6 protein-coding genes and 2 pseudogenes are annotated in these 9,189 nt (G+C 37.3%); 3 read left to right on the forward strand and 5 right to left on the reverse strand.

The genetic code is table 11. From position 1 onward, the window contains the following. Positions 1-94 precede the first annotated feature (94 nt). Positions 95-1,750: an IS1634 family transposase gene (locus ACM0OS_RS27155; RefSeq protein ID WP_414546289.1), complete on the reverse strand. Its 1,656-nt coding sequence runs from the start codon at positions 1,748-1,750 to the stop codon at positions 95-97. A gap of 309 nt (positions 1,751-2,059) precedes the next feature. Between ACM0OS_RS27155 and ACM0OS_RS27160 the strand changes: the two are divergent. After that, positions 2,060-2,548, forward strand: a pseudogene (locus ACM0OS_RS27160) (iron-containing redox enzyme family protein); the annotation flags it as partial. Positions 2,549-2,601: 53 nt separating this feature from the next. Here the strand turns inward: ACM0OS_RS27160 and ACM0OS_RS27165 are convergent. The 4 genes and pseudogenes from ACM0OS_RS27165 to ACM0OS_RS27180 form a co-directional block, all read right to left on the reverse strand. Further along, positions 2,602-3,612, reverse strand: a complete 1,011-nt coding sequence (locus ACM0OS_RS27165) for an RNA-guided endonuclease TnpB family protein (protein WP_414546290.1) — start codon at positions 3,610-3,612, stop codon at positions 2,602-2,604. Positions 3,613-3,796: 184 nt separating this feature from the next. After that, positions 3,797-3,898: pseudogene (locus ACM0OS_RS27170) on the reverse strand (DUF4058 family protein); the annotation flags it as partial. 105 nt (positions 3,899-4,003) lie between these two features. Continuing rightward, a complete protein-coding gene (locus ACM0OS_RS27175; RefSeq protein ID WP_414546291.1) occupies positions 4,004-4,537 on the reverse strand; it encodes an SH3 domain-containing protein in 534 nt (177 codons plus the stop codon). A 47-nt stretch (positions 4,538-4,584) separates the two neighbouring features. Continuing rightward, positions 4,585-6,093, reverse strand: coding sequence for a UbiD family decarboxylase (locus tag ACM0OS_RS27180; RefSeq protein ID WP_414546292.1), 1,509 nt, complete (start codon positions 6,091-6,093; stop codon positions 4,585-4,587). Positions 6,094-7,528: 1,435 nt separating this feature from the next. On the opposite strand from ACM0OS_RS27180, the gene ACM0OS_RS27185 reads away from it, so the two are divergent. Continuing rightward, positions 7,529-8,314: a phosphate ABC transporter ATP-binding protein gene (locus ACM0OS_RS27185; RefSeq protein WP_414546293.1), complete on the forward strand. Its 786-nt coding sequence runs from the start codon at positions 7,529-7,531 to the stop codon at positions 8,312-8,314. 347 nt (positions 8,315-8,661) lie between these two features. Next, on the forward strand, positions 8,662-9,162 hold the full coding sequence (locus ACM0OS_RS27190) for a hypothetical protein (RefSeq protein ID WP_414546294.1): 501 nt from the start codon (positions 8,662-8,664) through the stop codon (positions 9,160-9,162). The last annotated feature ends 27 nt before the right edge of the window (positions 9,163-9,189 follow it).

Raw genomic sequence — 9,189 nt, forward strand, 5'->3', positions numbered from 1 at the left:
CTCAGTCAGACTCCTGGTATACAAGCGGTTCAAGACTTTTCTGCACCACTAAGGAGCTAAATGGTCTAATTAAAATATTAATAATATTGATAAATCAACTTATATATCTATAGTAATTACGGCAAGCTTCTGGGAGGAATAGGAGAATGTACTTCATTTCAGATGTCAAATTATAAAATTCTGTTTTTTGTTGAAAAGTAACAAGATGAACTGATTGAAAACATTGAAATATCCACCGCATAGTTGGATTATTTATGGCTTTTCCTAATTGATTTTTTACAGTATAGTTTAAGGATTTTAAAGCTGCTCTAATTTCTCTTTGCGCTAAAGTGTAAACCAGCAAACACAACCCCATTATCACTGCTAATGCTTCTATTCTTTCTGGGCTTTTTAGAAAAATACTATCTGCTAAAAATAAAGGATTCTTGAGAAAACTAAATCCTCTTTCACATGATTGCTGTGCTTTATATTCAGACAGCATTTTTTCATTACTCAGTTCTTTATTTGACAAAACATTTGTGGCAATTATAAACCTTCCTGCACTTAAGATTTTTTGGTCGATAACATCTTTATTTTCACTAACAGTTGCTGAAATTTGATAGTATTTCGATTGCTTCTCTTCTTTAATATCAGGAATTTTTTCGATAATCTCGATATTTTTTATCTGATGATATTTAAATGCTTTACTTATTTTGCTTAATTCTTTTTTGGCATCAGCAACACAAGCAAATTTTTCTTGTGCTAGTTTTCTTAACTTAGTTTGAGTATTTATCAAAGCTTTTTCTATTTCCTTTGAGAACTTCTTTAAGTCAGATTTTTTTCTCTCTTGACTTTGTATAACTAACCATCTTTGTTCTATATCTCCATAATTTATTTTCTTTTGGGCGTATGAATATCCTGTTTTTTCACTTTTCACAAATTCCGATTCTGCTAAACTCCTTACTAAGCTTTTTGCTAATTTTATCGTCAATGGTACTCGCGTCAACCATTTCATACTCGACATTAACTTGATATTTGATTCTGTATATAATGCGCTATCTGCTACTATTAAACTATCAACTTGTATTCTTTTCTGATACTCGACTGCGATTTCTCCAAACCTTTTTGAATCAACTTCATTTCCTGATACTGATTTGATATATATTGGTATATCTCCATCTCCTGAACATACTAATTCTGTAATAAATTGTTTTAAGTCTGGACGATGGTCACGGGAATAACCGTAGGTTAGTTTTATCGCTTGAGGTGATTTCTCTTCTTCATTTTCTTTTCCTAAGTAATCTGATGGTTTTTGATTATTAAAGATTACTTCTGGTAAACTATATTCATATTCTCCATCTACATGAAATGATGTTGAATCTAAATGTGATGATGAGAGTGATATCTGATATATTTTTACAGCATTTAAACTGATTCCTAAAAATACTGTATCTAGTCCTTTTATAAATAATTTATCTAAGATTCTCCCCAGCTTATCATCATTGAGGTATTCTGCTTTTACTCCTGCACCAATCAAGTGTTCACAAGCGATTGATTCAAAGATTTTTGGGAACATATATAAAGGCTGTGACATCATGCTTAAGCCGTTTAAAATCATTGCCTTTACCACCTGACCCGCACTGACTTTTTCTCCTGGCTCTGACCCCAGGAAATTATTAATTATTTCTACTATCCCAATTGAATCTACTATTCCTGCTACTATCCCTAAATGGTCAATCTTCTTCAATTCCAGGTCTTTAGCGCTAAACATGGCAACCAAAATTCCACAAAAATATCTGTTGAAATTTTCTCCTGATTATGTTGGTTTAAAACGTTTTTTTATCTTTTTATAGTCATTGCGGATAAAGCTTTCAATGATTTTGAACCAATTTTGACATCAAAATCACCTAAGAACTCAAATTTTGTACTTAGTCGTATTTATTAACTGTATATCTAAGTTAATCATAATAATTCCTATTTAGCTGTAATAAATTCTAGTCAATTTTCTCAATTATTAGTTCCTATGTACTAGATATATCCGTTTCTTTGGGGTGTGACAGTTGTGGGTGCGGAATGTGGGCTAGAAGAGTACGGTAATGGTCGCTTATCTCGCAAGCATTCTACATTTTTTGCCCAAATGCTGGCTGAATTTGGCATGAATTGTCAACCAGAGGCGTATTTTGATTTAGTACCGTGGGAAGTTCTAGCTTGTGCTAATCATAACTTTTTGCTGACTGAGCGCAAACGCTATTTCTTGCGTTATGGTGGCGGGTTGACTTATTTTGAGGTAGCTGGGCCTGGCGCTTACAGAAACTATCTTGCAGCAGCGCAACGCCTGGGATTGTCCACAGCCGCTATGGGTTATTGGGAACTGCACATTAAAGAAGATGAACGACACGGACAATGGATGTTGGATGATGTGGCTTTACCTTTAGTAGAACAATATCCCGATGATGCTTGGGAATTGCTACTAGGGTACGACCAAGAAAAACTCATGGGCGATCGCGCCGCTAAAGCTGTTGTGCAATCAATACGCCAAGCTGAATCAACTGCTGTCCCCAGAGAATAAATTACCTCTAATTAGTTGGACATATCTCACCTTATCTAGATACTCATTAGCATCTAGAACAGTTTTTTGCGTAATAACTCGCTTGTTAAGTCTTGCTTAATGTACCCGCAGTTGGAACATCTCTTAGAACTAGGGAAGAACCTATCTACGTAGTGAATTTCGCACCCGTCGATATCCCCTTTGTATTCCAACATGGTGAGGAAATTGCCCCACGCTACATCACTTATCTGTTTGGCTAATTTACGGTTTTTTACCATCCCTTTAATATTTAGACTTTCTGCTGATATTCTTTGGTTCTTGGATACCAGTTTCCGACTAATTTTGTGTTGGTAATCTTGCCGTTGATTAGCCACTTTTTCATGAATTTTAGCTACAACCAATCTAGCTTTGCTGCGGTTGTTAGAACATGAAGTTTTTCTGCTTAATCTCCTTTGTCTGATTTTGAGTCGGCGCAAGGATTTTTGAAAATATCTAGGGTTCTCAAATTTCTCACCCTTGGAAGTAATTGCAAACTCCTTTATCCCTAAATCCAAACCAATCTTGTCACCATTCAAAGGTGCGTGAGGAATATCTTGCTCAGTTACTATTGATGCGTAATATTTTCCAGATGGTGTCTTAGATATGGTGATACTTTTTGGTGTTCCTAGTAGTTCCCTATGAATGACCATTTTGATAGGTGTCGTTTTAGGTAGTTTGAAAAACCCATTATTGTCTATCAAAAAGTATTGTGGCACTCTAAATGATTGTCGATTACTTTTCTTTTTGAAGTTTGGGAATCCTCCTAATTTTTTAAAAAATCTGACAAACGCTGACTCTAAATCTTTAAGAGTTTGCTGCAATGCTTGGGAATTAACTTCTTTAAGCCATTCAAATTCTGACTTTAAGCCTGTTAAAAGCTTTGCCCATTCTTTGTAACGCAGAGATTTTTTAGACTCGGCGTAAACATCTGTTGTGAGTCTCAAAAAATGGTTATACACAAATCTAGAGCAACCAAAACATTTTGCCAAAAATGCAGATTGCTCTTTATTTGGATACAGTCGGAATTTGTAAGCTTTGTTTCCCATAGTGCTTACTATACAATACTTATCCAATTTAAGTTAATTAGTTAAGTACCCTAGCCCTTGGCTTTGCTTTCATGAGGCAGTGCGTTGCGGGGGTTCCCCCCGTTGTAGCAACTGCCGTCCCCCACACTCCGCTATGCCTACGGCACGCTACGCGAACGCTGCGTATGGGGTCTTCCCGCAAAGATGATAAAAATCTAGCAATTTCACTTATCAATAAGTGATGTACTCCTGTCCACACACCCGGATGTTCTAAATACGGGTTCATTCCTGGAAATGGAGAAGGCATACACAACACCTCAAAATGAATTGCGAAATATGGAATACTACCTTACATCGTAGCGAAACAAGGTTGAGTCAGCTTTCCCCAACTGCAAGTCTTCTTGATGAGTAACTAACAAGTGGTTAAGGCTGCACCACATTGATCTTCCCTTGCCAACCAACCTTTCACACCTTCATATTCTATCCGCGCCCAATCTCCTCGACAGCTTAACAAGGTGACATTGGCATTGGGAGGAACTTTAGCAATTTTTGGACTTTCGATATTGCTACTGCTGTAAAGTTCCACGCCGTTATTACCATACCCGCGAGTTGATATGCCTAACTTTGGTGCAAACACCCAACCAGTTCCTTGAAAACCATTACTCACGTTAGTAACCTGTACCCAATTGCCAACCGCAGCGACAATTTGCAATGTTTCGTTGATGATTATTTGACCCAGAATTTTATTTTTGGCACTTGCACCATTTCGCACATTTAGACCTTGGGGATCTGGATCGATGACGTAAGCCAGAATATCACAAGATTCTAAAGAAGATTGGGCAAAAACTACTTGATTAATCACACCACTATGAATAAATACACTCAGACAACTCAGTGTGAAGCCCATCACTAGTGGAAAGGAAGGTTTTGTTATTGTTTTTCTCATAGTTTCTTTGGTAGTTGGACACCAGCATTATTGCTGGTATCGGATTTCTACCGCATATCGTAACCGAACAAATTCGGATCAACCTCCCCTAAGTTTAAATCCGCTAAACCATATTCTGCCCAGCGTCTGTCTACCATGTTGGCTATATCTGGATCTGACTCTAGAGGCGCACCCCATTCGTGATCAGTTTCTGGTGGAATTTTCGTGGTAGCATCTATGCCCATGCGTCCACCTAAACCAATTTTTTCACTAGCAAAATCCAAGGTATCAAAAGGTGTGTTGGGCAAAATAAACACATCTCTTGTGGGGTCAACTTTGGAACTAATGGCCCACACCACTTGACGCGGATCACGAATATTTATATCTTTATCCACAACAATCACGAATTTAGTGTAAGTAAATTGTGGTAAAGCACTCCAAAACGCCAAAGCCGCCCGTCGTGCTTGTCCTGGATAGGCTTTATCAATGGAAATAATCGCCGCTTTGTAACTTAAAGCTTCCATTGGTAAGAAGAAATCGACAATTTCAGATACTTGTTGGCGCAGAATCGGAGTGTAAATGCGATTGAGTGCGATCGCCATCATCGCTTCTTCTTTGGGTGGACGACCGCTAAATGTTGTTAAGTAAATTGGATCTTTGCGGTGGGTCATACATTGGAAACGCACCAATGGTGAATCTTCCACGCCGCCGTAATAACCCATGTGGTCACCAAAGGGCCCATCTGGTAAGACTTCCCCTGGTGTAATTGTCCCTTCTAAGACAAATTCGGAATCTGCGGGAACTTCCAAATCCACAGTTTTACACTTGGCTAACTGCACACCCGAACCACCATACAACCCCGCAAACAACCATTCTGATAAATCTACAGGGATGGGCGTAGCTGCTGCCATGATAATTAAAGGATCTACACCCAGTGCGATCGCTACTTCTAATTTTTTACCTCGTTCCGCAGCTTTGCGTAAATGTCTCGCCCCACCCCGCACAGATAACCAGTGAACGGTCATGGTATTTTGAGATTGCAGTTGCAGACGATACACACCCACATTGGGCGTACCTGTCTCACAATCCTTGGTAATTACCAATCCCAGGGTGATAATCTTGCCAGCATCATTTATATAAGGACGTATCAAGGGCAACTTATTTAAATCTAAATCACCGCCTTGAATTACCACCTGCTGACAAGCCGGGAAAAAGTCTCGCCCCGGTTTCGCCTTCACTACATCAAACAGCACTTTGCCAAAGTCTATCGCCTGAGAAATCTTTTTGGGCGGTTTTGGTTGTTGCAGCATACTCAGCTTTTTCCCCAAAGTTTCCAACTCCTCTGGATGCTGCATATTCATCGCCCAGCATATCCTCTCCACGGTTCCCATCAAATTTATAGCTACCGGGAACGATGCACCTTTGACGTTCTCAAACAACAACCCTGGCCCACCTTGTTGCAGCATCCGGTTGGAAATTTCCGCAATTTCTAACTCTGGGTCAACTAAAGCGGAAATTCTCTTTAATTGTCCTTTTTCTTCCAGAATCTTGATGAATCCTCGTAAGTCTCTTGCCATTGTGCTAATAAATTGGAATATTTAAGAAATGTAAAGCATTCTCTTATCTTATTCATTATTAGTCACAACTAGGCTGCCACAGCCAGCTTACCCTCCCTGATAAAATTCCAGAAGCAGAAAAAACTCTCCCCCAACTCCCCGGATACTCATTTAACTTTAACGGTAAATTAACCCACTAGAGAGCTTTCCTTAACCCCAAGTAGCGACAACTCAGCTATTGTATTCAAGGATAGGCATTATTTGTGACAAATAAGCACTACCCTCATCAAACATGGCGAGAATATACGATATCTTCCTGGCAGGTGGTCTTGTAATGTGATCCCTGCTAGTTTTATTTTTAATCAAAAAGACCGCTAACGTAATCTGCTGTTTTTGACTGAGATGGATGATTAAAAGTTAATTCAGTTTTTTTTGCACATAAGATTTGCGCCTCATTACTTCAAAGGTACACTGGTTTTTTGGGATTAATAATTTAGTGAATGTACAATATATTCACTGTTAAAAAAGTGACGTGACAATTGGAGTTCAAGGTTAATTTTTGGTTAAACAGGGTTTAACCTTCTTGGGTAGAGTATTTACAATTTATTGGCGCCAAATTTTCAGTAAAATTCAGATCATTTCTCATCAAATAATTTATACAAGCAGCCAATAGCTGTTTATTTGCTTTTCAATTCATATCCACCCACAAAATACAGCAAGCTCCTTGTGTTTTAGATTTCACAAATTTCTGATTTGAGTGATTAACGTTACTCCTAGATATAGAAAACTCTTAAACAAAGGACAGATAGACTGGCGCGGTGATTCCCATTGTACTGAAAGTCTTACCCCTTGTGGGTTTTAGGGTTTTAAGCTACTTCCTATTTTTTTTGCGAGGGAACGCTTTGCAAATAAAGCCGACTAAAACTAGTGTTGCTGGTGTGTGTATTCAATATATTTACATATCGACAATCTGGGCTAGTAATGTTTAGACTACGAAAGTAGCCATTCTGTGGTCTTGCTCTATCTAAAGGCATTCCGCAATTCTACTAGTATTTATAGAATGATGCTTGTAAGGCCATGATTCTCCTGATTGCAGTTCCAAGCCATGAGATAATGCATAACAATCGAAAGCAATAAATCGATTATTTTAGTTGAACTGAATTTAGGTGATTAAAAAATTGCTGTAATGTTATTTGCTGAATTTTAACTTGATGCAATCAATGTAACGGATTTGATCTAACTTTGAAATGAGCGGTTTTCTTTTAGTTAACATATGCCATATAAGCGTTAATTTTGATGTAAATATCTACTAGATACTGCTGGTTAGCTATCAATGAATCTAGCCTTACTTTACTCGGAATAATTACGAGTCTATATTGACTTCACAAATAACAAAACAGCCTCACTTAGCTTAACTACTTTGTTTAGTAAGTATTTATTGCCCAATTTATTTAGCATGAATAAATTAATTCCAGCTATCAAAGTCAAAAACCTCAGCTTTTATTACCATACCCAAAAGATACTAGAAGGGGTATCAATGGATATTTATCAGGGTAAAGTAACTGCAATTATCGGCCCTAGTGGTTGTGGAAAATCTACTTTTTTGAAATGCCTCAATCGCATGATTGAACTAGAGCCTGAAGCGCGGGTTGAGGGTAGAGTAGAATTTTTTAATCAAAATATTTACGAGCGTCGAGTTAACTTAAATCGGTTACGGCGCCAAGTTAGTATGGTGTTCTCCAAGCCAAATCTTTTTCCCATGAGCGTCTACGATAATGTAGCTTATGGAGTGAAAATAGTCGGGTGGCGCCCGAAAGCAGAACTAGACGAAATTGTAGAATCTGCCATTAAAGATGCCGACCTCTGGGATGAAGTGAAAAATAAATTGCATAAATCCGCTTTAGATCTTTCTGGTGGTCAACAACAGCGACTTTGTATTGCTCGTGCTTTAGCAGTCAAGCCACAAATTATCCTTATGGATGAGCCTTGTTTTGCCCTTGATACCATTGCCAGCGTTAAAGTTGAAAGTTTGATTCAAAGTTTGCGTTTACGCTCAGAATTGACAATGGTAATTGTTAGCCACAATTTGCCACAAGTCACTCGTTTATCTGACTTTACAGCTTTTTTTCAAAACAACGAAAATCGCATTGGTGAAATGGTTGAATTTGGTGCTACTAAAAAAATATTTACCACCCCTGTCGATTCTCGTACCCGCGACTATATTTTTGCCCGTATTGCTTGATAGTTTCTTGATGAAAAATTTAGTTACTTCTTGACATATGTTACTTGGAAATCAATTATATATAGGCATCAGGTTTGATGTATAAAAAAAAATTAAGTATTTTAGGGTGCATTAAGCTACAGCTACATCAACTTACCTGTCTGTGCAAAGCTTAGGCTACACCAATAAAAATCAGATAGTAGACCTATAGTATTTATTAGTCTTTACCTTGTTTGTGTTAGCACTAAGTATCTATTGTTACTTTAGGCAGTTTTACGGTTAACATATGGTTTTTATCTAGATATAACATAGTATAAATTACCTGAAATAATGGGCTAAACTAGGTTATTTTAGATAAAATAAAAAATATGACAAATGACGAAAAGTTACTCAAGACTGATGATTCGGAAATAAAGCGGCTAAGTGCATCTATTGCTGATAAGATTGTATCGATTGTACAACAGCATCCTGAATTAGTTACTGTCAAATACCACAATATTAATTGGAGTCATCCTAAATATCAATCTGCACTAATTACTGAAATCAACAAAAAAATTAGTAATATAGTAGATTATCGAATATTCTTACCAAAGATTAAAGAATTTTTGGAAATTTTGTTAGTTCCACTTTTTTTTACTTCCCCAGCCTTCCAAGAGTTAGAATCATTTATTATTGAATTAAGTCGATATCTGATTTTAAATAAACAAAATAACTTTAGTAATGTGCAAGTATTAAAAAACGAACAAAAAACTTTTATTTCTTCAGGTATTGCTATTCTTTTACTAGATGCAGAAAATTTACGACTTAACACTACAGCAGAACAATTTTTAACTACAGTGTGTACCCTTAGTGGTGCAGAAAAGTCTTGAACCGCTTGTATACCAGGAGTCTGACTG

It is taken from the genome of Nostoc sp. CCY0012, assembly GCF_963920855.1.
Taxonomy (GTDB): domain Bacteria; phylum Cyanobacteriota; class Cyanobacteriia; order Cyanobacteriales; family Nostocaceae; genus Cyanocohniella.